Raw genomic sequence first — 24,422 nt, forward strand, 5'->3', positions numbered from 1 at the left:
CGCGGCGCCCCTCACAGCGCCGACCGCGCGAGCGACCACCCCGCCCCGAGCACCAGGACGGGCCCGAAGGCCACCTCGGCCCGGCGCCCTGCCGCCACCCATGCCCCGATGCCCGCTGCGGCTCCGCCCGCGAAGGCGACGAAGAGAGCGGATGCCACGGCGCCCGGGCCGAACCAGCCCAGCGTCGCGCCGACCAGGGCGGCGAGCTTGACGTCGCCCCCGCCGAACGCCGCAGGGCGGGCGAGGTGCAGCACGAGGCAGACGCCGAATGCGGCGAGCGCTCCCCCGGCCACCGCGACCGCCCGGCCGGGTTGGCCGATCACGCCGGCGGCAACCGCCATCAGCGTGAGCACCCCGATTGTCGATGGGATGACGACGACGTCGGGGATCCGGTGGGTGCGCGCGTCGACCACCGCGAGCACAACACCGGCCACGCCGAACACCCCCAGCGCGAGAAGGAGGGCCACCGGCATCCGCGGTCAGGCGTCGATCACGAACAGGCCGACGCGCACGATCGCCCCCGGATCGATGCCCTCGGCCTCGCGCACCGAACGCTTGAGCGGCAGCACGTACATGTCACCCGCCTGCGGGAAGATCGACGTGCGCCAGGTCGTCGCCCCGATCGTCGCGTCGACGCGAACGCCGCCGAAGCCCCGCCGGAAGGTCTGCACCTCGCGGATCTCCTCGCTCAGCTCGGGCGGCACGGCCACGAAGTACCAGTCGCTGTCGGAGCGGGCCTCCCACCGGAACACGTCGCCCTCGAAGTCGACGATCACGACACTGCCCTCGGCATCCGGAACCTCCTCGGTGATGTGGCGGTCACGTTACCCGGATGCTCCGACACCCGTGGGCGACGTCTCCCTGGGGAGAAGCCGCGACACCGCGATGTCGACCGCGACGGCGACCGCCGCCGCGCACACGTAGACGACGAGGTCGCGCGCATCGAAGCCGGTGCCCAGCAGCAGAGTCACTGGCGGCACGCGCTCGGCTATGGCGAGCGGCACCCCGGTCAGCTGCAGCAGTTCGACGCCCACGCACCACAGCGCGGCGGCCCCGGCGAGCACGAGGCGCGGAGCGCGCGGGAAGAGCAGCACGAGCCCGGTGAAGGCGGCCACCGCGTACAGCGCGTCGCCCGCGACGTCGGTCGCCGTCGACCCGGACATCGCCTTGTGCACGAGCAGCCCCGCGGCGATGACGGCGGCGAGCGCGACGAGGGCCGCGAGACGACGCCGCCTCACGCGAGGATCCCCGCCGCCCGAGCAGGTTCGGCGTAGGCGCGGGCGAGCGAGTCGACCGTGTCGTGGGCGTTGAGCCCGCTCGGATTCGGCAGCACCCAGGTCGGCACTCCGGCGATCGACTTGTCCTGTCGCCCCGCCACGGCCTTGGGGCGGCCGAAGCCCTGCCGGTACGCGGTGAGGCCGACCACGGCGACGGCGCGCGGGCTCCACGCGGCGACCCGGTCGACGAGAGCTGCGGCCCCCTCGCGCAGTTCGTCGCGCGACAGCTCGTCGGCGCGGGCCGTCGCGCGGGCCACGAGATTGCTCACCCCCACTCCCGCGTCGAAGATCAGGCGGCGATCGTCCTCACCGAGCGGCTCGGAGTACGCGGGCAGCCGCGGAAGGATGCCCGCCTTCACCAGCGCGGGCCAGAACCGGTTTCCGGGTCGTGCGAAGGGGGTGCCGGTGGCCGCGGTCCACAGGCCCGGGTTGATGCCGACGAACAGCAGCCGGACGCCCGGCTCGACGAGGTCGGGCCGCGTGGCATCCCGGAACGACTCGAGCTCGGCGCGCGTATATCCCATGAGACCACTATGACCACTACCTCGGGACGACCCTGGGCATCTGCCAGGATCGGACGAATGGATGCCGTGCCCGCCCTCACCGAGATCCCTCCCGCGCAGTTCGTCATCGTCGGCGACAACGTGCGCCTGGCCACCTACTCGTGGGGCGATGTCGAGGCCGATCCGGTGCTGTGCGTGCACGGCTTCGGTTCGAGCACTCGCGACAACTGGGTCAACACGGGCTGGGTGCGCGACCTGCTGCGCGCGGGTTACCGCGTGATCGCGGTCGACCAGCGCGGTCACGGCGCGAGCGAGAAGCCGTACGACGCCGCGTCGTACACGATGCCCACGCTCGTCTCCGACCTCGTCGCCGTGCTCGACACCTACCTCGTCGACCAGGTGCGCTACCTCGGCTACTCGCTCGGTGGCCGCGTCGGCTGGCAGCTCGCCGTCGACGCCCCCGAGCACGTCGAGCGGGCGGTGCTCGGCGGGATTCCCGACGGTCGTCCCCTCGCTCGTCTGCGGGTCGATCAGGCGCGCGCGTTCCTCGACCACGGTGAGCCGGTTCAGGATGCCACGACGCTGCGCTACGTCTCGCTCGCCGAACGCGTGCCGGGCAACGACCTGCGGGCCCTGGTCGCGATCGCCGAGGGCATGCGCCTGGGCGAGACCGACCCCGACCCCTCGTCGGCCCCGCAGCAGCCGGTGCTCATCGCGACCGGCACCGACGACCCGATCCACGACCAGTCGGCGCACCTCGCGGGCCTGCTCCCCCGCGGCGAGTTCGCCGATATCCCGAAGCGGCACCACGTCAACGCGCCGGGCTCGCGGGCGTTCCGCGAGGCGGGCCTGGAGTTCCTCGGCCGCTGACGCGTTCGCGCCCGGCGCGGGCTCGCCGTCACGGCATCCGGAGTCGATCCTTGCCGCACGGTCCCGCCTCTCTGCTGAGTGTCCAAGACACCCGGGCGACAGGCGGGTTCCGTCCGGGTGTTTTGGACAGTCGACGAACGAAGCGGCACGGGCTCGGTATGCCGCGCAGAGCGGCCTGACCGGCGCTCAGGCGCAGTCGTACACGGTCGAGGGAGCCGAGCTGTCGGTCGCGCAGTGCTGCGTGACCCAGTCGCGGATCTGCGACGAGCTCGACGTCGTCGACGCGGACGACCCGGGGGCACCCGACCCGCGCTGCTCGCCCCCGATCACGTAGCGCACCTCACCCGACTGCACCATCGAGACGAATGCGTCGAGGGTGGGCACGGCATCCGTGCCGTTGAAGCCACCGATGGGCAGGAACGACCCGCCGTCCGAGGCGACGATCAGCTGCGCGGCCGACTGCGCCCCGAAGGTCGCGGCGAGGTACGTGCCGCCGGTGCTGTGCGACTCGAGCCACGACAGCAGAGCCGTATCGGCACCCGTGCCGCCGGAGCCCGGGAACGCCGCGCCGCCGTCGCGCGTGCGGCCCTGTCCCGTGCCGCCCTGCGCGAAGCCCTGACCGGATCGACCCTGCCCCGCCCCGAAGCCCTGACCGGTGCCCGAGCCCGGCGCGGTGCCCGACCCGGGCGCGCCGCCGAAGCCCTGACCGGTGCCGCCGCCGGGAGCCTGGGCAGACCCCGGCGCTCCGCCCCCGAAGCCGCCGCGGCCGAAGCCTCCGCCCGAGACCTCCGACACGCCCCCGGCGACGGGGTTGATGGAGTTGGGGTGGGCGATCGTGACCGCCGACCACACCGCCGGGGTCAGCAGCAGCCCGACCATCAGCGCCGAAGTAACGAGCAGCCGGGATCCGCGACGCCGCACCAGCAGCACGATCGCGGTGGCGGCGGCGAGGGCCTGCACGATCGACACCGGGACGCTGTACCCGCCCATCGCGATACCGATGCCCAGCGCCGTCGCCCCGGCCGCGGCGACGATCGCCACCTGGGGCCAGGTCTTGCCGGCGCGATGCGCGACGGCGAGCGCGGTCGCCACCGTCAGCGCGAGAGGAACGGCGAGGGCCGCGGTGTAGAACTGGTGCATCCCGGCGACCGCGGAGAACATCGCCGCGAACGTCGCCGTCCACACCGTCAGCAGCACGGTCAGGGGGCGCGAGAACCGCAGCACCCACAGCACGACGATCGCCACCGCCGCCGCCGGAACGAGCCACGCGATCTGCCCGGCCAACTGCGCGTTGAACAGGCGCAGCACTCCGGGGTCGCCCGAGAACGGCGGGGTGAACGACTCGAAGGTGCCGATGTCGGCGGTCGCCGAGAAGCGGCCCAGACCGTTGTAGCCGAACACCATCTCCCACGGGTTGTTCGACAGGGTGCTGCCGACATAGGGGCGGCTCCCCGCCGGGATGAGCGAGACGATCGCCACCCACCACAGCGAGGCCGCAGCGCTCACCACACCGGCCACGAGGAGGTGCCCGAGGCGCCGCGCCCACGACTGCCGCGTGAACAGGTAGGCGGCGGCCAGCGCCGGCCACACCGCCCACGCCTCGAGCATGTAGAACTGGAACGACAGTCCCACCAGCGCCCCCGCCGCGACCAGCCAGCCGAGGCTGCGCTGCTCGACGGCCCGCACCGCCGCCCACGCGGTGAGCGAGAGCCCGAGCACGAAGAAGGCCTCGGGCTGGTTCGAGCGGGCCACCGCCACGAGGATCGGCGTGACCGCCACGACCGCCCCCGCGATGAGACCCGCGCGCACCCCCGCGAGTCGTCGAGCGGTGACGGCGGTGACGAGGGCGGCGCCGACGGCGGCGAGGGCGTTCGGCAGGATCACGGCCCACGCCGAGTAACCGAACACGCGCACGAACAGCGCCGGGATCCAGAACGAGCCGGGGATCTTGTCGAGCGTGACAGTGCCCGCCGGGTCGACGGCGCCGAAGAAGAAGTTCGACCAGCTCCTGCTCATCGACAGCGCGATCGAGGCGTAGTACTCGCTCGGCGCTCCCGCCCACACCTGCCACCCGGTCAGCACCAGGGCGCCGAGGCCGATGGCGAGCAGGCCGAGGGTCCAGCCGCCGGGGCGGCGCAGGGCCGGGAGGGCGGGGGCGGCGGCGGAGGATGCGGGCAGAGTGGCGGTCACCGGCGCATCGTAGGCAGGCGCTCCCTCACCGCGGCCTAGCGGTTCTTATGCGTGACTGATGAGTGGCGGGCGCGGCATCCGGAGAAGAAGGGTCCGGATGCCGACTCCCCGGGCATCCGCGCCCGTCACGGTCTCGCGTTCAGGCGGTTCAGGAGGCCGAGACGGAGAGCTTCGGAGCCTTCGGCGCCGCGGTGGCGGAAGCCTGCAGCCCGACCCGCACGCTCTGTCCGGCGCCCAGGGACGCGGCCCAGTCGCTGCCGGTACAGGTGACCTTCGTGCCGCTGACCGCGCAGCTCATGCCCCAGGCGCTGGTGACGGCCGTGGTGCCGGGGGCGTCGAACGACACGGTCCAGCGCTTCACCGCTCCCGAGGCCGTCAGCGACAGCTCGGCGACGTAGCCCTCGCCCCACGCGCTCTGCGGGATCCAGGTCGCGGCCAGGCCCGGGCTGGCGGTCGGCTTGGGGGTCGTGCTCGCGGTCGGCTTCGGCGTGGTGCTCGTCGTGGGCTTGGGGGTCGTGCTCGCCGTCGGCTTCGGCGTCGCGCTCGCGGTCGGCTTCGGCGTCGTGCTCGGCTTCGGCGTCGTACTGGGGGTCGGGCTCGGCGCCGGTGTCTTCACCGGCGTGAGTATCGGCGCGAGAGCCGCCAGCTTCGCTTTCTGCGGCGTCTTCCAGTCATCGGTGACCAGGCCGCCCGTGTCGCCACTGTTGGGGTTGAACGACCAGTACGCGTAGCTGATCTTCGTCTTCGCGAGGTAGGCGACGAGGGACTTCAGCCACGCCTTGTCGCTCGCGCTCTCGTATTTCGTGCCGAACTCGCCGAGCAGCACGGGCGCGGTGTTGGTGCGCACGAGGTAGCCCCAGTTCGCGTCCCAGAGCGACTCGAGGTTCGCGGGGTAGTTCGGCGCCGAGAACCACGACTGCTGGTGCACGGTCGCCGGGTAGTCGTGCGGCGAGTAGACGACCCTGTTCTTCACCGTGAGCGAGACGGGAGCCGCGCCCGCGTCCTTCAGGCCGCCACCCCACCAGGTGCTCGAGCCGTCGTTCTGGCGTTCGACGCCCTCGACGATGATGAGCAGTTTGGGATTCACCGCGAGCACCGCGTTACCCGCGCGCGTGGCGGCGGCCCGCCAGTCGCGCTTCGGGTCGCCGCAGTTCCAGCAGGCGGGGCCGTGGGGTTCGTTGTGCAGGTCGACGCCGATGACGGTGGAGTCGCTCTTGTAGCGCGCCGCGAGCATCTTCCAGTCGTCGATCCACCGCTTCTCGCTGTACTGCGCGGTGTACCAGAGCTCGCTCTGCGCGCCCGAGTCGGGCCGGTGGCGGTCGAGGATCACCGACAGCCCGTGCGCCTTCGCGCGGGCGATGAAGGCGTCCATGAGCTTCAGCGGAGACAGGGTGGCCAGCTGCGGGTTCACGTAGCTGTTGATCGAGTTCGACGACTTCGCCGCGAGGCACTCGTTCGAGAAGGGCAGGCGGATGGTGGTGAAGCCCATGCGCGCGATCTGGTCGAGCCCGTCGTCGAGCGAGATCGACCACAAGCCGTGCGGCGCGCAGTTCGAGGTCTCCATGCCGAACCAGGCGACGGCCTTGATCGTGTAGGGCGTTCCGGATGCCGTGACGATGCTCGCTCCGCGCGTCGACAACCAGCCCGGCAGGGTGGCCGCGGAGGCGGTCGGAGCGGCGACGACCCCGGATGCCAGGAGCACCAGCGCCGCCGTGATCGCGGAAACACGGCGCGCCGATCGTCGCAGTGTCGCCCACCGCGCGCGCCATCCGGACATCGGCACCCCCGCGGTCATCGTAGCGGTGCCCGGCGCCGCCCCGCGCACGCGCGAAGGACCGGCATCCCGGCATCCGGAGACCCGCTCTCACCAGCGACGGTTTCCGTCGTGTTTCCGCATGTGAAATGTTGAGATCACCATTGATACACCCGACAATCCGCTGATACCGTCGCCGATCATGACTCCTCCGATCGAGCGCAGCGCCGTGCTCGACGACGTCTCGAAGGCGATCGTCGAACAGCTGCAGGAAGACGGGCGCCGGTCGTACGCCGAGATCGGCAAAGCCGTCGGTCTCAGCGAGACGGCCACGCGCCAGCGCGTGCAGAAGCTGCAAGAGGCCGGCGTCCTGCAGATCGTCGCCGTCACCGACCCGCTCCAGCTCGGTTTCGCCCGCCAGGCGATGATCGGCGTGCGCGTGTCGGGAGACACCCGCGTGGTCGCGGGGGCCATGAGCGAGATCCCGGGCGTCACCTACGTGGTGTCGACGGCCGGCTCGTTCGACCTGCTCGTCGAGATCGTCTGCGAGAGCGACGACGACCTCATCGACGTGCTCAACGACCGCATCCGGTCGTTGCCCGACGTCGTCTCGACCGAGACGTTCGTCTATCTCAAGCTCCACCGTCAGCTCTACAACTGGGGAACGCGATGACTCTTATCGAAACCGACCAGCATGCCGACCTCCAGGCCAAGGCCCGCGATCACCTCTGGATGCACTTCTCCCGTCAGTCGACGATGACCGACGGTCCCGGGGTGCCGATCATCGTCAAGGGCGAGGGCCACCACATCTGGGATGCCCGGGGCAAGAAGTACATCGACGGCCTCGCGGGCCTGTTCGTGGTCAACGCCGGCCACGGACGACGCCGCATCGCGCAGGCTGCGGCGAAGCAGGCGGAGGAGCTCGCGTTCTTCCCCCTGTGGTCGTACGCCCACCCCGCGGCCATCGAGCTCGCCGAGCGCCTGGCGAACCTCGCACCCGGCGATCTGAACCACGTCTTCTTCTCCACCGGCGGCGGGGAGGCCGTCGAGACGGCGTTCAAGCTCGCGAAGCAGTACTGGAAGACCCAGGGCAAGCCGACCAAGCACAAGGTCATCTCGCGCGCGATCGCCTACCACGGCACCACGCAGGGGGCCCTGGCGATCACGGGTCTGCCGGTGATGAAGCACATGTTCGAGCCGGTCACCCCGGGCGGATTCCGCGTGCCGAACACCAACTTCTACCGCGCCGCCGAGTCGGGCTTCGGAGGAGGCACCCCCGAGGAGTTCGGCCTGTGGGCGGCCGACCGCATCGAGCAGATGATCCAGTTCGAGGGCCCCGAGACCGTCGCCGCCGTCTTCCTCGAGCCCGTGCAGAACGCGGGCGGGTGCTTCCCCGCCCCGGCCGGCTACTTCCAGCGCGTCCGCGAGATCTGCGACAAGTACGACGTGCTGCTCGTCTCCGACGAGGTCATCTGCGCGTTCGGCCGGCTCGGCCACTACTTCGGCGCCTCGGCCTACGACTACCAGCCCGACATGATCACCTTCGCCAAGGCCGTGACCAGCGGGTACTCCCCCCTGGGCGGCACGATCATCAGCGACCGCATCTACGAGCCCTTCGCCCACGGCGACGCGACGTTCCCGCACGGCTACACCTTCGGCGGCCACCCGGTGTCGGCGGCGGTCGCGCTCGAGAACCTCGACGTCTTCGAAGAGGAGGGACTGCTCGAGAACGTCCGCACCAACTCGCCCGTCTTCCGCTCGACGCTCGAGCAGCTGCTCGACCTGCCGATCGTCGGCGACGTGCGCGGCGACGGATACTTCTTCGGCATCGAACTCGTCAAAGACAAGGCGACCAAAGAGACCTTCGACGACGACGAGTCCGAGCGCCTGCTGCGCGGATTCCTCTCGAAGGCCCTGTTCGATGCGGGCCTGTACTGCCGCGCCGACGACCGGGGCGACCCGGTCATCCAGCTCGCGCCCCCGCTGACCCTCGGTCCCGCGGAGTTCACCGAGATCGAGCAGATCCTGCGCTCCGTCCTGACCGAGGCCTGGACCCGCCTCTGATCTCCGGATGCCGGCGCCACCACGTCGGCATCCGGTCCCTCCCGGCGCCACCCGCGCCGACTCCCCCGCTCCCACCCCGAGCGGTGCTCCGCCCGCTGTACCCCGACATCAGCCCACGGACGCGACGCCCGATCGCGCACCGCACCCTCTAGGAGGAGCCACGAACGACAACCTCGCCGCCACGACGGCCGCATCCCACTCGGGAGCGAAACTCGCCCGCACCCTCGGCCTCTGGTCGATCGTCGGCCTCGGTCTGGGGTACATGACCCCCACCGTCGTCTTCGACACCTTCGGCCTCGTCGCCGAGAAGACGAACAACGTCGTGCCGGCCGCCTACGCGGTCGCTCTCGTCGTGCTGGTCTTCACCGCCATCAGCTACGGCAAGATGGTCCGCGTCATCCCGAGCGCCGGCTCCGCGTACACCTACGCCCGCGAGTCGATCCACCCCGGCGTCGGCTTCGTCGTGGGCTGGACCGCCCTGATCGACTACATGCTGCTGCCGATGGTGAACGCGCTGATCCTGCGCAGCTACATGGAGGCGCTCTTCCCCGACGTGCCCGGCTTCATCTGGGTCATCGTCTTCACCGCCGGCGTCACGGGCGTGATCTACCTGACGATGCGCGGCACCTCGAACGTCAACATGATCCTGCTGGTGTTCTCGATCCTCGTCATGACCGTGTTCGTCGTGATGGTCGTCGTGCAGCTCGTCGGCGGCGCGGGAGCCGGGACCGCGGTCTCGATCGCCCCCTTCGCCCACAGCGAGGTGCAGTTCGGCGCCGTGCTGGCGGGGGCCACCGTGGTGTGCTTCTCGTTCATCGGCTTCGACGCGGTCTCGATGTACTCCGAAGAGGCCAAGACGCCGAAGATCATGCCGCGTGCGATCCTGCTGACCCTGGTGGCCGGCGGCGTCATCTTCCTGGTCGCGGCGTACGTCACGCAGCTGCGCTTCCCCGACTCGACGGCTTTCCCGCAGGAGGCGATCGAAGACAGCACGCTGCCCGAGATCGGCGTGCAGGTCGGCGGTCCGGTGCTGCAGGCGGTGCTCACCGCGGCCGGATTCGCGGCGACGCTCGCGTCATGGCTCGCCTCGCACGCGTCGGTCTCGCGCATGCTCATGGTGATGGGCCGCAACAACGTGCTGCCGCGCCGGATCTTCGGCTTCATCAACCCGAAGACCCACACCCCGACCTTCTCGATCGTCATCGTCGGCGTGGTGAGCCTGCTCGCGATCGCGTTCACCCTCGAGCAGATCGCGGCGTACATCAACTACGGCGCGCTCGTGGCGTTCACCTTCGTGAACATCTCGGTGATCGCGTGGTTCGCGGTGCGACAGGGGCGGCGCAAGACCCCGGCCGACATCCTCAGCTACATCGTCATGCCGGCGATCGGCATGGTGCTCACCGGCCTGCTGTGGGTCAACCTCGACATGCACGCCCTCATCGGCGGGCTGATCTGGACCGGGATCGGCGTGGTGTACCTGCTGGTGCTGACCCGCGGGTTCCGCCGCCCGATCGCCTCGTTCGACGAGAACGAGCCCGTCACCGGCTTCAACAAGACCATGCCGGGGCCGCGTTCCGAGATCTGACCCGCCCCGCTGACAGGCCGCGGCATCGCTTTCCCGGGTGCCGCGGCCTTCGCGCGTCCGGGCACCGCGCCCAACCCACAGCGCCCTCATATCCGGCTGATATCCGCCACCGTCCTGACCGCGCGACCCTGTGCATCGTGACCCCTGCCGTGCCTCTCGCGCGCTGGTGGCGCGAGCCGTGGTGGGCGCGCCTCTCGCTCGTGCTCAACGTCGCGGGCTTCGTGGTGCTCACGTGCTGGAACCTCTCGCGCGGGGGCGACTTCTCGTTCTACGAGGCGGCGGCACGGTCGATGTCGCAGTCGTGGCGCGCCCTGTTCTTCGGGGCGTTCGATCCGGCGGCCACCGTCACCCTCGACAAGCTCAGCGGCTTCGCGGTGCCGCAGGCGCTCAGCATCCGTGTCTTCGGCATGTCGGTCTCGGCCATCGCCCTGCCCCAGGTGATCGAGGGCGTGATCACCGTCGTCGCGTGCGCGGTGATCGCGCTGCGCTGGGGAGGGCGCGGTGCGGGTCTGGTCGCCGCCGCGGCCGCCGCGTCGACCCCGATCTTCGTGTCGATGTTCGCGCATCCGATGGAAGACGGCCTGCTGACGATGTCGCTCGCGGTGGCGGTGGTGTGGTGGCAGCGCGCGATGCTCACCGCGCGCTGGTGGCCGCTGCTGATGGCGGCCCTCTTCGTCGGCATCGGCTTCCAGGCGAAGATGATGTCGGCGTGGTTCGTGCTGCCGGCGCTGATCGTGGCCACGCTCGTCGCGGTGCCGGACCGCCGTCGTGCCCTCGCCCGTGCCGGTGCGGTGACCGGGGCGTCGGTGGTGGTCTCGGTGGCGTGGATGGTGGTGTTCGCGCTGGTGCCGGCGGGCAGCCGCCCCTTCGTCGACGGGTCGACCGACGACGACATCTTCGCGATGGTGCTCGGCTACAACGGACTGGACCGCCTCGCTCCCGGCGCCTACCCGGGGTCGGTCGGTTCGTCGGGCGGTGCGGGAGGCGTGGGCTCGACGCTGTCGAGCATCGTGCACGCTCTCACGGCCCCCGCCACGACGGGTCAGCACGGCAGCCTCCCGACCCTGTCGAAGCTCGTCGAGCTGCCGTTGGTCACGCAGATCGGCTGGCTCTACCCCGCGGCCCTCGCCGGCATCGCGCTGGGACTTTGGCGATACGGACGCCGCCGCCGCGCGCGTGCGCTGCCGCAAGCTCGCCGCGTACGGTTCGCCCTCATCGTCGCGGCGACCGTGTGGCTCGCGACGGCCGCCGCCGTGCTCACTGTCACGCGCGTGCCGCACACCGCGTACGTCGCGTCGCTGGGTGTGCCGATGGTGCTGCTGACCGCCGTCGCGTGGCGCGAGGGCGTCCGACTGCTGCGCGCGCGGAACGTCGCGCTGCGCCTCGTGCTCCCCGCCGTCGTCCTCGTGCAGGCTGGGTGGTGGGCGTGGCTCATCGCGCGGGCGCTGCTGCCGACCGTGCTGCTGATCCCCGCGATCGTGGTCGGGACGGCAGGCCTGGTGATCGGGCTCGTCGCGGCCCTGCGCGGGCGGAGCGCCCCACGGCCGCTGCGACGGCTCGCTCCCCTCGCCCTCGCCGTCGCCCTGCTGTGCCTGCCGGTCGCCACGAGCCTGCAGGTGCTCGACGACGCCCGCGACGGCAGCGGTGGCGACGCGTACGTCGGCGTCACAGCGGTCGGCGGCAACCGCGACGAAGTCTTCACGGTGTCGACCCCCGCGCCGTGGGGCGGGCATCCTTCCCTGACGCCGGCGCTCGCCCAGCTCGTGTCGCTCGCCGGGAAGCACGGCGGAGGAGCCGACGGAACACCGCTGTTCGTCACCGACTCGTGGGCGATCTCGGCGCAGATCATCGACGCCACCGGAGCGAGCGTGCTCACCGACGGGGGCTACAGCGGTCACGTGCCGGTCTTCACCGCCGACCAGCTCACGCAGATGGTGAGCGCCGGGCGCGTGCACCTGTTCGCCGTCGCCTACGGCGCCCCCGAGGGCGATCCCGTCCGCGAGGTGGCGACCGGCCCCGGCTGCCGTGCCCTCACGACGGTGACGTTCGCCCCCGCGAAGGAGGCCGGCGATGGTCGACCCGCGTCGAAGGCGACGGGGGCCACCCTGTACGAATGCCGGTGATCCCGCCCGCGATCAGGGGACGGATGCCGTGACGGTCGCCGCCGTGACGGAGGCCCCCGAGGGCATCCGCGCCGACCCCGAGATGCTCACCGTGTACGCGTGCCCGGAGACCCGGTTCGTGAAGACGGTGGACGAGCGCGAACCGGAGACGGTCACGGGATAGGAGCGACCCGTCGTCGTATCGGTCACCGTCACCGAGAACGCGGTGAAGGTGCCGATGCCGTTGGTCGTCCACGACAGGGAGAGTCCATCCGGACCGTCCACCACACCCAGCGCGGTGATGATCGGAAGGGGCTCGGGGGTCGGGGTCGGCTCCTCAGTGGGGAGCACCGTCGGCGTCGAGGTCGGCGTCGGGCTGAGAGTGGCAGTCGGCGTCGGAGACGCGAACAGCGTCCGAATGGCGTCGGCCACCTTCGCGCTCATGAACGCGACACCGGCCGCATTCGGGTGCAGCGCGCCCTTCTTGTACCCGCCGAACGGGAGCCCCGGCACGGGGAGTGCGTCGGAGCCGAAGGTGATGGTGATGCCGTCGACATAGGAGTCGCTGGCGGTGCAGGGACTGTGCGCGTACGAGTCGTCGAGCAACGAGATGAACGTCGCGCCGGACGCCGCCGTCACGGAGGCCATCACCTGGTCGAGATGCTTCTGGGTGTCGTTCAGAAGCTGCACGTCGACGTCTTTGTACGGATAGGCGTTCTTGCGGGGGGCGAAGATGCTCCCGATGCCTCGGTAGCAGCCTTGGGCGGGCGTGTGCGCGACGTCGGGCGCCACCGCGGGGTAACCGACCACGATGACCCTCGCCTTCGGGGCGCGAGCCCGGATGTCGGCGAGCGCTGCCGCGAGGGCCGGACCGATGGTCGTATCGATCTTGGTCACGAGAGTGTTCACCGGTCCGCCCGGGGTGTCCACCACGAACTGCTCTCGACACGTGGCGTGCGATTGTCCGTCGAGGCTTCCGAGGACGGGGCCGGAAGCCGTCAACGCGACGCACATCTGCGCGATCTGCGAGATCCCGAGGTCGTTCCCGCCGACGGTGAGCGTCACCAGGTCGGTGGCGGCGCTCAACGCAATCGTCTGGACCGGGGCCGTGCCCCCACTGACACCTTGCGGCGCCGATACGACGTTCGAGATGACCGCGCCACTGCACGAGCGATCGTTCAGGTCGAACCCGAATTGGTTCGCGAGGACATGGGGGTAGTTCTCATTCGACTGATCGCAACCGGCCGCGGGCTGCGTCGCGGCGAGAGGGAGCCCCCACCCCGCCGCGTAGGAGTCGCCGAGAGCGACGTACGAGCGGCCCGTGAGGTCGGGGATCACGGCAGAAGCGGAACTGACGGCGATGGCGCCCGCCGACGCGGCGAGCGCGGCGAGTACGGCGATCGAGATGAGTAGACGTCGCATGAGGCAGACCTCAGAGTTCCTTTCGCCAAGACGCGCTTCGGACGGCTCTGGCGCGGCGTCCGTTCTCCCCCACGCCGCTCGCGATGTCGATCCGCGTCATGCGTGCGATTCGCGCCGACTGCACCCGGTGATCAGACATCAGGGGACGGATGCCGTGACGGTCGCCGACGTGACGGACGCCCCCGAGGGCATCCGCGCCGACCCCGAGATGCTCACCGTGTACGCGTGCCCGGAGACCCGGTTCGTGAAGACGGTGGACGAGCGCGAACCGGAGACGGTCACGGGATAGGAGCGACCCGTCGTCGTATCGGTCACCGTCACCGAGAACGCGGTGAAGGTGCCGATGCCGTTGGTCGTCCACGACAGCTTCGTGCCCGCGCTCACGGTGCTGGCCGTCAGCGCGGTGATCTTCGGCTCGGCGGGGATCACCGCGAGCAGGTCGGTGGTGTTCGCCGGCACGTTTCCGACGTGCCCGCGCGCCCCGGTGTTCGCGAAGTACTGCGAGACGTCGGCGGCCTTCCACGTCGGGTGCTCCTGCAGCAGGCGGGCGGCGAGGCCGGCGACGTGGGGGCTCGACAGCGAGGTGCCGCTGGCGAGGCCCGATCCCCCGTCCTTCGAGGTCGAGGTGATGCTGCCGCCGGGGGCGAGCACGTCGACGCACGGACCCCGGTTGCTCATGTAGAGGAAGTCGCCCGCCGGCTCGGTCGCCCCCACCGCGATCACCTTTGGTGCCCGCGCGGGCGAGACGGTGCACGCGTCGACCTGGTCGTTGCCGACGGCAGCCACCACGACGAAGCCCTTGTCGACGAGGGCGCTGGAGGCGTTGTCGAGGGTGTCCCACTCCGGGGTGCCGAGGCTCAGGTTGACGACCGCCTTCTGCCCCGAGAAATTGTCGGAGATCCAGCCGAGGGCGGCGATGACGTCCCAGCCGTTGCCCTCTCCGTAGCAGCCGAACACGCGCACCGGCACGATCCGCGCCTGCTTGGCGACGCCGTAGGTCGAGCTGCCGACCACGCCCGCCACCATCGTGCCGTGGCCCTGGCAGTCGGTGGTGCCCCGGCCGTCGTTCATGAAGTCCTTGCCCGCCGCGGCGTCGACGCGGCCGCCGAAGTCGGGATGAGCGGCCCACACACCGGTGTCGACGACGAACACCGTCGTGCCGGCGCCGGTGGAGTCGTAGAGGTAGTGCTGGTCTTGGGCACCGCCCACGTTGTCGACCGCGTCGATCCCCCACGAGCCCACGGGCGACTGATCCGCCGCGACGCGCACCACGGGGTTCGGGGTGACCTGCGCGTCGGGGAGCGCTTCGCGCACGGCGTCGGATGCCGCGGCCGGAACCGCCGCGTAGAACTCGTCGCCGAGGGTCACCTGGCCCGCGGCGGTGACCCCGGGGATCGCGAGCACCTGTTCGCGCTGGTCGGCCGGCACCGTCACGATGTCGTACGAGAGCTTGATCTGCTGACGCTCGGCGTCGGTGGCATCCGCCGGAATGGGGAAGTCGTCGACGGCGGGCGTCGAACCGGGCTGCGGCGTGGGCTCTGCCGTCGCCGCGACGGGATCAGCGGGCGCCGCCGCGGCGGGCCCCCACCACGCGGTCGTGGTGACCGCGCCGACGAGCGCGAGGCCTGCGGCCAGGGTCACGATGACGCCGCGTCGGCGTCCCATGAGACGGAATCGTTCGGTCATGCGCTTGTGCTCCTCACTCAGGGACCGGCCGCGGTCACCGGGTCGGTCGTGAACGACGCCCCGGACTGCAGGGTCGCCTGGCCCCGGATGGTGACCGAGTAGCTCCGACCCGCGGTGACGTTCGTGAACGTCGTGGACGACCTCGAGCCCGAGACCGTCACGGGATACGTGAGCCCGGTCGTGGTGTCGGTGACCGTGATCGAGAAGGCGGTGAAGGTCCCGACCCCGTTTGTCGTCCACGACAGGGACACCCCACCCGAGCCCGAGGTGGCCGTCAGCGCGGTGACCGCCGGCAGGGCGCCCGACTCGGGTATCGCGGCGACGAGGTTCACGGTGTTCGCCGGGACGTTCGAGATGCGCCCCGTGGCGGCCGAGGTCGTGAAGTAGGCCATCACGTCGGAGCGGACCCACGAGGGATTCGACTGCAGCAATCGAGCGACGAGCCCGGAGACGTGGGGCGCCGCCATCGACGTGCCCGACGCCGTCAACGTGCCGCCCTGGTAGTTCAGAGACTTGATGTCCTGCCCCGGGGCGAGGATGTCGACGCACGAACCGTAGTTGCTGAAGCCGCTCCAGACGCGCCTGTTGTCGAAGGCCCCGACGCTGATCGTGCTCGACGACGAGGAGGGGCTGGTGTTGCAGGCGTTCTGACTCTCGTTGCCGGCGGCACCGACGACGACGAAGCCCTTCATGTTCGCGAAGCTGACCATGTTGTCGACACTGAAGTCCGAGGCGCTTCCGATGCTCATGTTGATGACCATGCGGTCGGGCCAGCGATTCGCGGTGGTGATCCAGTTCAGCGCGTACCACATGTCGTTGGTCGTGCCGCTGCCGCTGCATCCGAAGACGCGCACGGGAACGATGCGCGTCTGCTTGGCCACGCCGTAGGTGGCGCTGCCGACGGTGCCGGCGACGTGGGTGCCGTGACCGTTGCAGTCTTCGGTGCCGAGCCCGTCGTTGACGAAGGTCTTGCCGCCCGCGGCATCGACGCGACCGCCGAAGTCGGCGAGGGTGGAATTGACCCCCGTGTCCATGACGAAGACCGTCGTCCCCGCCCCGGTGTTGTTGTACAGGTAGTGGGAGTCCTGCGCGGCGGCGGAGTTGTCGACGACGTCGAGGCCCCACGAGGGAGTGGGCGTCTGGTCGGCGTCGATCGTGGCGATCTGGTTGTGTTCGATCTCGGCATCCGGGATCGCAGCGCGGATCAGGTCGGACTGCGTGCGCAGCACGGCACCCGACACGGTGCTCTCACCCGAGATCGGCGCGACCACCCGCACGCCCGGCAGAGCGAGCAGAGTCTCACGCTGGGCGAGCGGAACGGTCACGAAGTCGTAGGCCAGCTTCGCCTGCACACGCTCCTCGTCGGTGGCATCGGCGGGGATGCCCAGGCCGTTGACCCACTCGTCCACAGCGCTCTGTGCCGAGGAGTCCGCGGCATCGGGCGCCTCGGATGCCGCCGGGGTGGGGGTTTCGGCTGCCGGCACGACCGGTGCCGCGGCAGCGGGGATCGCGTCGTCTGCCGAGGGCCATACGGCGAGCGTCACTCCCCCGGCGACGAGCAGGGCGCCGGTCAGGCCGACTGCCACCCACCGGAACGCGCCGCCGAAGCGACCACGGCGTCTCACCGGAGCGGCGCTCAGCACGATGAGCTCGAGACGGTGAACGGGACGGTGACCTTGTTCGAGCCGTAGGCCGCCGGACCCGCCGCGCCGTAGGTCGAGACCGAGGTCGCGACGCCCCCCGAGACGTCTTGGAAGATCGTTCCGTTCGAGGAGAAGAAGTCGGCGCCGAGCGGCGTGCAGCCGGTCGGCACGTTGGTCGCCGTGCGCACACTGTTGCCCGAGACCATGAAGAGGGCCGCCTCGCCGGTGCCCGTGCGACGCACCGGCAGCAACCGCTCGCCCGAGTAGTAGGGGTTCGGCGTGAGCGTTCCGAACGCGGCGATCCCGGATGCCACGATGCCGGTGCCGTAGGCACTGGTGCCGTCCCAACTGACGCGGTAGATGTTGCCGGAGGAGAGGAAGAGGTCGTCGGCGATCGGGGTCGCGCCCGAGCCCGGACCGTTCGCGGTGCCGTATTCGGGCACGGTGCGCACGTCGTTGTTCGGCAGGCGCAGGATGCGGGCAGACCCCACGCTCGAGCGGTACGGCAGGAAGAAGGTGCTCGACGAGCCGCTGCCCGCGTCGTGCGAGATGAGCTGGCCCGCCTCGGCGACGTCGGTGGCCACGGCAGCTCCTCCCCGGTAGATCGAAGAGCCCGAGAGGAAGAGGTCGGCGGCGAGAGGCGTCGCTCCCGACGGCGTACCGCTCACGGCCGTCAGCGTGCCCGCGCTCGTGCTGAACACCGCCGCCGACCCGTCGCTGCGCCGCACCGGCAGCAGGAAGGTCGCGTTGCCCGAGGGCGACTCGACCAGCCGGCCCACGGCCGCGATTCCGGTGGCCACGGCCCCGGTTCCCGACTTGTAGAGCACGCCGCCCGCGAGGAAGTAGTCCTGGCCGACGGGGGTCGATCCGACCGGGATGCTGGTCGCGTTGGCGACGCCGCTCGGCGAGGTGAGGATACGGGCATCGGATGCCGTCAGCGTGGCCGCCGCGCCGGTGGCGCCCGACGACGAGGCCGACAGCGTGCCGGTCGCGCCGGTGCCGGGCACATGGATCGTGCCGCACGACACCGAGCCGTCGGAGCCGGTGACCACGGTCGCGGAGGTGCCGCCTCCGTCGAAGGTGTAGCCGCCGGACAGCTGCAGGGCGATGCTGACCCCGGCCGCGGCCGCTGCCCCGTTCGCCGCCTTCACGACGGCGGTGGTGATCGTGCTGCACGTGAGGCCGGAGTACGACGCCGCGGAGAACGACAGGGTCTTGCCCGAGGCGGCGAAGGCGGGGGTCGCGGCGACGAGGGCCACCGCCGGCACCGCCCAGGCGGCACCGTGCAGGATGACGCGGCGGGTGGGGTGGGCGGGGAGGTGGAGCGGGCGATCGACGGAGTGTCGCACAGGTCGTCCTTCCTGACGGGCCGGTGGGCGTCACGGCTGAGGACCCACAACGTGCGGGTGACATTTCCGTATGCGTCGGCGAGGTGCGCGCTGGGAGCGCGGTCCTCGAAGGGGGTGAAGGCCGGGGGCGGCGGCATCCGGTCGCCGTTCTGTGCGGATCGGATCGCGCAGACGACCGCGCGGGCGATCCGCGTGCGGGGCTCGTGCTCACCCGTGCTCTCACCTGCCCGGTGCTCGCCGGGGCACGCCGCGCGCCCCCGGTAGACTTCAGCCAGTGACCAGAACCCGAGCCGAAGCCGCGTATCTGCGCTCGGCGACCGCGTTCAAGAACCCCACGCTCGACCTGCTGCACGGGCGATTCGCCCCCTTCGTCGTCGCGGTGCTGTCGGTCGTCTTCACCCCCGACCGCCCCGCCGTCGCGGTCGCCGACGCGCACGTCGAGGTCGCCGAGGCGATGGACGAGCTGCGCGCCGCGGGCATCGACAGCGACGACGATCGGCGCATCCCCGCCGGCACCGCGCGCGAGATCTGCCGCGGATGGGTGCGCGTGGGCTGGCTCGGCCTGCAGATCGAAGACGACGTCGAGGTCTACCGCCTCTCCGCCCACGCCGTGGGCGCCCTCGAGATCGCCGGGCGCGCCGGTGGCGGCCGTGCCCGCGTCTCGCGCTCGCGCGTGCGGACCCTGCTCGACGCCGTCGATCGCCTCGCCCGCGACGCCGAGAGCGACCCCGCCCGCCGCCGAGAGGCCCTGCTCGAGGAGCGGGCCGCCCTCGACGCCGAGATCGCGGCGCTCGACGAGGGCGTGGTCGAGCCTCTCGACGACGACCACCTGCTCGAAGAGGCCGAGAACGTCATCCACCTCGCACGCGAACTGCCCGCCGACTTCTCGCGCGTCGCCGAGTCGATCGCCGCGATGCAGCGCGACGTGGTCGCCGAGCTGCGACGCGACGTGCGCCCCACCGGCGAAGTGCTGCGCGAATACCTCGAGCGCGGCCGGCAGGTGATGCAGGCGACCCCCGAGGGCCGCGCGTTCCAGGGAGCCCTGCGCCTGATCGGCGACCCCGAGAACATCGACGACCTCACCGACCAGCTGCACGCCGTGCTCACCCAGCCGTTCTCGCGCCTGATGACGCCCGAGCAGCGCGGCGAGCTCGACGCGATCGCGAGGCGCGTCGAGGCCGGTGTGCAGGAGGTGCTCACCGCCCAGCGGCGCGCCTCGCACGTCATCACCGCGCAGGTGCGCACGCACGACCCGATCCGCGACCGACAGGTCGACGACCTGCTGCGCGGCGTCATGGCGGGCCTTCACCGCTGGAGCCAGACCCGTTCCCCCGGCCGCGTCGAGCCCGTGCGCACGCTGCCCCTCGCCGACATCGGGCACCTGCGTCGATCCCTCAGCGACGTGCGTCCTCCCGGGGCGCCGGAGCCCTTGGCATCCGGAGACGTCGAGGCCGAGTTCGTCGACGCCGACACGCGTGCGTGGGGCGGCCCGCACTACGCCGAGCTCGAGCAGTACGTCGCATCGCTCGGCGACGGGTTCGACCTCGCGACCGCCTTCGCGGGAGCGGATGCCGAGACGCGCCGCCCCGTCGACCTCGTGGGTCTGCTCGAGATCGTGCACCGGGCCGGCCTCGTCGAGCACGACGACGTCTCGATCGTCGAGGCCGTGCGCCCCGACGGCACGACCCGGCGCTTCGCCTTCGGGGCGGTCTCCGCCCAGCTCCACACAGAAACGGATGCCGATGACTGACGTCGACGCTCCCTCCGGCGGGGACGACAGCCCCGCGTTCATCGCCCCGGTCGCCATGGAGAACGACCCCGACGCGCTGTTCGCGGGCGACCGCGGCACGCTCGACGCCGACGTGCGGCGCGTGCTCGTGCGCATTCTGCAGCGGCGCTTCCTCGTCGCCGAGAACTCCCCCGCCGAGTGGAAACTGCTTCTCGAGCACCAGCAGATGATCGAGTCGCGCCTGAACGACCTGTTCGTGCGGCTCGTCGTCGACCACGCCCGCGGCGTCGCCTACAAGGAGCAGGTGCGCAGCGACGAACTCGACGTGCCGATCCTCCTGAAGGACGAGGCGTATTCGCGCGCCGAGACGCTGGTGCTCGTCTACCTGCGCACGGTGTTCCAGCGCGAGACGACCGCCGGCACGGCATCCGCCCGCGTCGACGTCGAAGAGGTCGAGCAGACCGTGCTCACCTACTTCAGCGAGACCGACGGCACCCGCGCGAGCCAGCAGCGGGCCGTCCGCACCGCGATCGCGCGCCTCGACCGCGAGGGCATCATCGAGGAGGAATCCGAGGGGCGCTACCGCATCGGGCCGCTCATCGAGATCGTGCTCAGCGCCGAGGTGCTGCGCGATCTGCAGCGGTGGTTGGAGGAGCAGGTGACGGATGCCGCGGCATCCGCCCCCGCCGACACTCTCGAGGAGGAACTCGTATGACCATGCTCGAGACGCTGTTCGGGCTGATCCCCGCCGCCTCCCGCGGGCAGCAGTGGGTCGCCGAAGACCTGCAGCTGATCAACTGGGGCGGTTACGACGGCACGCACCGCGTGCGCTTCGCGCCGACCGCGACGCTGCTGTGCGGCGGATCGGGCTCGGGCAAGTCCACGCTCATGGACGCGTACGTCGCGCTGATGATGCCGCACACGACCCCCTTCAACGGCGCCTCGAACGGCGCGGTCGTCGGGCGCCCGCGCGGGCAGGAGCAGCGCAACATCCTCTCGTACGGCCGCGGCAAGCTCGACGAGTCGCGCACCGACGAGGGCACGAAGGTGCGGGTGCTGCGCGGCGACGGCGTCGACACGTGGACCGCGATCGGCATGACCTGGGCCGACCACGACGGCGCCCGGTTCACCGCAGTGCGGGCCTGGTACTTCCCCGCCGCCGCCCGCACGCTCGACGACGCCGTCAAGGTGCGCGCGACCGTGCACGGGGCGTTCGACCTGCGCCAACTCGAGCGGGCGGCGCAGAGCCACCTCTCCGACTCCGCGGTGCGGGCGACAGGCCTCGACACCCTCGCAACCGACCGCGAGTTCTCGGCGCGACTGCACACGGTGCTCGGCATCGGAGCGGCGGGAGCGGGCGCGAAGGCGATGAGCCTGCTCGCGCGCATCCAGGCCGGGCAGCAGATCACCACCGTCGACGACCTGTACAAGCGCATGGTGCTCGAAGAGCCCGAGACGCTCTCCGTCGCCGACGCGGTCGTCACGCACTTCGACGGGCTCGAGTCGACGCGTACGCGCATGCTCGAGGCCCGCCAGCAGGTGCGGGCCCTGCAGCCGATCCGCGGCATGAAGACGCGCATCGACGACGCCGCCGAGCGCCTACGCCTGATCGATGCGCTCGGACGCTTCGGCGACCCCGAGTCGCGCGCCTCGCTCTGGCGCGCGCAGCGCCGGGTCGACCTGCTCGAAGCGGTCGAGGCCGAGCTGCGCGACCGCACGCACGCCACCGACGCGCTGGTGCGCGAGCGCCAGGCCCTCGCCGACGCGGCCGAGGCCGAACGCGAGGGCCTCGGCGACGTGCTGCGCGCGGCCGGCGGCGACCGGCTCGACGCGGCGCAGCGCGAGCTGCGGACCCTCGAGCGGCGCCTGGCCGGCATGCAGCGCGACCGCGAGCGGTTCGAGGCGGCCCTCGCCGTGCTCTCGGTCGAGGTCGCCACCGAGAAGCAGTTCACCGCGCTCGTCGCCGAGGCGCGTCGCACCCTCGCCGACACGGATGCCAAGAGCGCGGTGCGCGACGCCTTCGTCGCCGCCAGCAGTCGGCACACCGACCTGCGCCAACAGCTCGCCGCCCTCGAGGCTGAGCACCGGCGCACGCAGACCCGCGACGACAACATCCCCCCGCGCCTCCACGAAGCGCGCGAGGCGCTGGCCGAGGCCGCGGGACTCACCGCCGCCGAGCTGCCCTTCGTCGCCGAGCTCGTCGACGTGCGCACCGAGTTCGAGCCGTGGCGCGGGGCGTTCACCCTCGCCCTGGGCGGATTCGCGACGACGCTGCTCGTCGACGCCGCGCACCTGGCCTCCTTCCGCTCCGCGATCGACGGCGTGCGCCTCGGCGAGCGGCTGCGCTTCGAGGGCGTGCCGACCGACCTGCCCGAGCGCGGGGCACTGGACCCGGCGACCCTGCCCGGACGCCTGGAGTTCCGCTCCTCGCCCTTCACCGGCTGGTTGCAGGACCGCCTCGAGCAGCAGTTCGCCTTCGTGTGCGTGGATGCCGCGTCGGAGCTCGCGCAGCACCGCATGGCCCTCACGATCTCGGGCCAGACGAGCCAGGGCTCCCGCGGTGCCCACGGCGGCTCGGCGCGACAGAGCATCCTCGGCTTCTCGTCGCGTGTGCGCCTGACCGAGCTCGGCGAGCAGATCGTCACCGTGCGACGCGGCCTGACGTCCGCCAAGGCCGCGGTCGACGAGGCCGCCGCCGCCCTCGACGCCTTCGACGACCGACGCGGCGCCCTCGAGAAGATCGCGGATCTGTCGTGGGACCAGGTCGACGTGGCATCCGTCGAACGCGATCTCGACCGCTGGAACGAAACGGTCGTCGAGGTCACCGCGGGGAACCCCCGCATCGCCGAGCTGCAGGAGCAGATCTCGGGCGCGAAGGCCCGCGTCGCGCGCCTGCGCGAAGAGATCGGCGGGGCCAAGACCGAGCAGCAGGCGCTCGCCGCCCGTTGGGCCGAGATCACCGACGACGTGGATGCCGCGCAGATCCTGCTCGAACGGGCCGAAGACCGCGAGATGACCCTCACCCCCGACGAGGTCGCGTACCTCGACGGGTTGTTCGTGGCGCCCTCCGGCGATGACGTCTCGCCCTCGCAGCGGCTCGCGCGGTTCGACGCGGCCCTCGAGTCGGCGTCGAAGCGCCTGCTCGAGGAGCAGCGCGCGGCGCAGGAGACGTGGATCGACCAGCGCGAGAGCCTCCGCCGTACGATGAGCGCGTTCACCGACCGGTGGCCCAGCCCCAACCTGCTCGCCGACCCCGACGAGGCGCTCGGCGACTTCGAGCGGATCCTCAGCGAGCTCGAGGCCAGCGGCCTGCACGAGCTCGAAGCCGAGTGGCGCGACTCCTTGCTGCGCCTGTCGGGCAACGACCTCACGAGCCTCGACTCCGCGCTCACGCGCGCGCTGCGCGAGATCCGCGAGCGCATCGCCCCGATCAACAACATCATGCAGGACCTGCCGTTCTACGACGACGAGCACCGCCTGCAGATCGTGCCGCGCGAGAGCCAGTCGGAGGTGCGAAAGCGCTTCCGCCGCGAGCTGCGCGACGTGCGCGCGGCGATCGACGCAGCCTCCTCCGACGAGGAGCGCGAGGCCGTGTACGGGCGCATGGCGCGGTTGATCAACCGCATCCGCCCCACCGCCCCCGACTTCGCCGACCTCGTCGACGTGCGCAACCACGTACGGGTCAGCGCCGAGCGCTTCCGCGCCGACACCGGCGAGCACGTGGCGCTGTACGACCATATCGGCGAGAAGTCGGGCGGCGAATCGCAGGAGCTGATCGCCTTCATCGTCGGTGCCGCCCTGCGCTACCAGCTCGGTGACGCCGGGTCGGAGCGCCCGCGCTACGCCCCCGTCTTCCTCGACGAGGCGCTCATCAAGGCCGACGCGCACTTCACCAAGCGCGCGATCGGCGCCTGGCGCGGCCTCGGATTCCAACTCGTCATCGGCGCGCCGAACGACAAGTACAGCGCGATCGAGCCGCACGTCGACGTCGAATACGACATCCTCAAGGACACCCGCGGGCGCTCGTGGGCGAAGGCGAAGGTGGCGCTGCCGGCGTGAGCCGTGGCGCAACCTCAGCGGATCGGACAACCTCCGTCGGGTTGGGGGTATCGCGGCTGAGGTTGCGCGGATCGCGGAGGTTGTGATGGGTGCACTTTTTGGCGGGCCTCGGTAACCTCCGCAATCAGCACCACCTCAGCGGAAATTCGAGGGTCGCGGCTGAAGATGCGCGGATCTCGGAGGGTGTGAA

The 24,422-nt window shown here is 71.2% G+C and carries 17 protein-coding genes and 1 pseudogene; 8 read left to right on the forward strand and 10 right to left on the reverse strand.

Features of this window, described 5'->3' with window-relative positions:
• Nucleotides 1–11: 11 nt before the first annotated feature.
• Genes ABXS86_RS04545 through ABXS86_RS04560 form a run of 4 tightly spaced genes read right to left on the reverse strand, consistent with a single transcriptional unit; the run spans nucleotide 12 to nucleotide 1,801 of the window.
• Nucleotides 12–467 carry a prepilin peptidase gene (locus ABXS86_RS04545; RefSeq protein WP_353665755.1) on the reverse strand — a complete coding sequence of 152 codons (456 nt, stop codon included), beginning with the start codon at nucleotides 465–467 and terminating at the stop codon, nucleotides 12–14.
• A 12-nt stretch (nucleotides 468–479) separates the two neighbouring features.
• A complete protein-coding gene (locus ABXS86_RS04550) occupies nucleotides 480–776 on the reverse strand; it encodes a DUF1905 domain-containing protein (RefSeq protein ID WP_353665756.1) in 297 nt (98 codons plus the stop codon).
• A gap of 48 nt (nucleotides 777–824) precedes the next feature.
• The gene (locus tag ABXS86_RS04555) at nucleotides 825–1,238 is read right to left on the reverse strand and encodes a DUF2809 domain-containing protein (protein ID WP_353665757.1); all 414 of its coding nucleotides are present in this window, start codon (nucleotides 1,236–1,238) and stop codon (nucleotides 825–827) included.
• Nucleotides 1,235–1,801 (reverse strand): mismatch-specific DNA-glycosylase, encoded by a 567-nt coding sequence (locus ABXS86_RS04560; RefSeq protein WP_307210320.1) that lies wholly within the window; start codon nucleotides 1,799–1,801, stop codon nucleotides 1,235–1,237. The genes ABXS86_RS04555 and ABXS86_RS04560 overlap by 4 nt, the downstream gene beginning before the upstream one ends.
• Nucleotides 1,802–1,858: 57 nt before the next feature.
• Here ABXS86_RS04560 and ABXS86_RS04565 point away from each other — a divergent pair, with 57 nt between their 5' ends.
• Nucleotides 1,859–2,650, forward strand: a complete 792-nt coding sequence (locus ABXS86_RS04565) for an alpha/beta fold hydrolase (protein WP_353665758.1) — start codon at nucleotides 1,859–1,861, stop codon at nucleotides 2,648–2,650.
• A 186-nt stretch (nucleotides 2,651–2,836) separates the two neighbouring features.
• Here ABXS86_RS04565 and ABXS86_RS04570 read toward each other — a convergent pair whose 3' ends face one another.
• A complete protein-coding gene (locus ABXS86_RS04570) occupies nucleotides 2,837–4,840 on the reverse strand; it encodes an ArnT family glycosyltransferase (protein WP_353665759.1) in 2,004 nt (667 codons plus the stop codon).
• A 148-nt stretch (nucleotides 4,841–4,988) separates the two neighbouring features.
• Nucleotides 4,989–6,617 (reverse strand): cellulase family glycosylhydrolase, encoded by a 1,629-nt coding sequence (locus ABXS86_RS04575; RefSeq protein WP_353665760.1) that lies wholly within the window; start codon nucleotides 6,615–6,617, stop codon nucleotides 4,989–4,991.
• A gap of 178 nt (nucleotides 6,618–6,795) precedes the next feature.
• Here ABXS86_RS04575 and ABXS86_RS04580 point away from each other — a divergent pair, with 178 nt between their 5' ends.
• The 4 genes and pseudogenes from ABXS86_RS04580 (at nucleotide 6,796) to ABXS86_RS04595 (ending at nucleotide 12,365) form a co-directional block, all read left to right on the forward strand.
• Nucleotides 6,796–7,266, forward strand: a complete 471-nt coding sequence (locus ABXS86_RS04580) for an Lrp/AsnC family transcriptional regulator (RefSeq protein WP_144828063.1) — start codon at nucleotides 6,796–6,798, stop codon at nucleotides 7,264–7,266.
• Nucleotides 7,263–8,657 (forward strand): aspartate aminotransferase family protein, encoded by a 1,395-nt coding sequence (locus ABXS86_RS04585; protein WP_353665761.1) that lies wholly within the window; start codon nucleotides 7,263–7,265, stop codon nucleotides 8,655–8,657. Before ABXS86_RS04580 ends, ABXS86_RS04585 begins: the two co-directional genes overlap by 4 nt.
• 229 nt (nucleotides 8,658–8,886) lie before the next feature.
• A pseudogene (locus ABXS86_RS04590) lies at nucleotides 8,887–10,242 on the forward strand (APC family permease); the annotation flags it as partial.
• A 137-nt stretch (nucleotides 10,243–10,379) separates the two neighbouring features.
• Nucleotides 10,380–12,365: an ArnT family glycosyltransferase gene (locus ABXS86_RS04595; RefSeq protein WP_353665762.1), complete on the forward strand. Its 1,986-nt coding sequence runs from the start codon at nucleotides 10,380–10,382 to the stop codon at nucleotides 12,363–12,365.
• Nucleotides 12,366–12,377: 12 nt separating this feature from the next.
• Here ABXS86_RS04595 and ABXS86_RS04600 read toward each other — a convergent pair whose 3' ends face one another.
• The 4 genes from ABXS86_RS04600 to ABXS86_RS04615 all read right to left on the reverse strand — a co-directional run bounded on the left by ABXS86_RS04600 (nucleotide 12,378) and on the right by ABXS86_RS04615 (nucleotide 18,444).
• Nucleotides 12,378–13,766: a GDSL-type esterase/lipase family protein gene (locus tag ABXS86_RS04600; protein WP_307210305.1), complete on the reverse strand. Its 1,389-nt coding sequence runs from the start codon at nucleotides 13,764–13,766 to the stop codon at nucleotides 12,378–12,380.
• Between the two features lie 138 nt (nucleotides 13,767–13,904).
• Nucleotides 13,905–15,452: a S8 family peptidase gene (locus ABXS86_RS04605; RefSeq protein WP_353665763.1), complete on the reverse strand. Its 1,548-nt coding sequence runs from the start codon at nucleotides 15,450–15,452 to the stop codon at nucleotides 13,905–13,907.
• Nucleotides 15,453–15,469: 17 nt separating this feature from the next.
• Nucleotides 15,470–17,077 (reverse strand): S8 family serine peptidase, encoded by a 1,608-nt coding sequence (locus ABXS86_RS04610; protein WP_353665764.1) that lies wholly within the window; start codon nucleotides 17,075–17,077, stop codon nucleotides 15,470–15,472.
• A gap of 11 nt (nucleotides 17,078–17,088) precedes the next feature.
• Complete coding sequence (locus tag ABXS86_RS04615; RefSeq protein ID WP_353665765.1) at nucleotides 17,089–18,444, reverse strand: hypothetical protein; 1,356 nt, start codon at nucleotides 18,442–18,444, stop codon at nucleotides 17,089–17,091.
• Between the two features lie 274 nt (nucleotides 18,445–18,718).
• Between ABXS86_RS04615 and ABXS86_RS04620 the strand changes: the two genes are divergently transcribed.
• The 3 genes from ABXS86_RS04620 to ABXS86_RS04630 are packed head-to-tail and all read left to right on the forward strand — an operon-like array spanning nucleotide 18,719 to nucleotide 24,232.
• A complete protein-coding gene (locus tag ABXS86_RS04620; protein WP_353665766.1) occupies nucleotides 18,719–20,194 on the forward strand; it encodes a DUF3375 domain-containing protein in 1,476 nt (491 codons plus the stop codon).
• Nucleotides 20,187–20,888 (forward strand): DUF4194 domain-containing protein, encoded by a 702-nt coding sequence (locus ABXS86_RS04625; RefSeq protein ID WP_307210295.1) that lies wholly within the window; start codon nucleotides 20,187–20,189, stop codon nucleotides 20,886–20,888. The genes ABXS86_RS04620 and ABXS86_RS04625 overlap by 8 nt, the downstream gene beginning before the upstream one ends.
• Complete coding sequence (locus ABXS86_RS04630) at nucleotides 20,885–24,232, forward strand: ATP-binding protein (RefSeq protein ID WP_353665767.1); 3,348 nt, start codon at nucleotides 20,885–20,887, stop codon at nucleotides 24,230–24,232. The genes ABXS86_RS04625 and ABXS86_RS04630 overlap by 4 nt, the downstream gene beginning before the upstream one ends.
• Nucleotides 24,233–24,422: the final 190 nt, after the last annotated feature.

Source organism: Microbacterium sp. che218 (genome assembly GCF_040436305.1).
GTDB lineage: Bacteria > Actinomycetota > Actinomycetes > Actinomycetales > Microbacteriaceae > Microbacterium > Microbacterium algihabitans.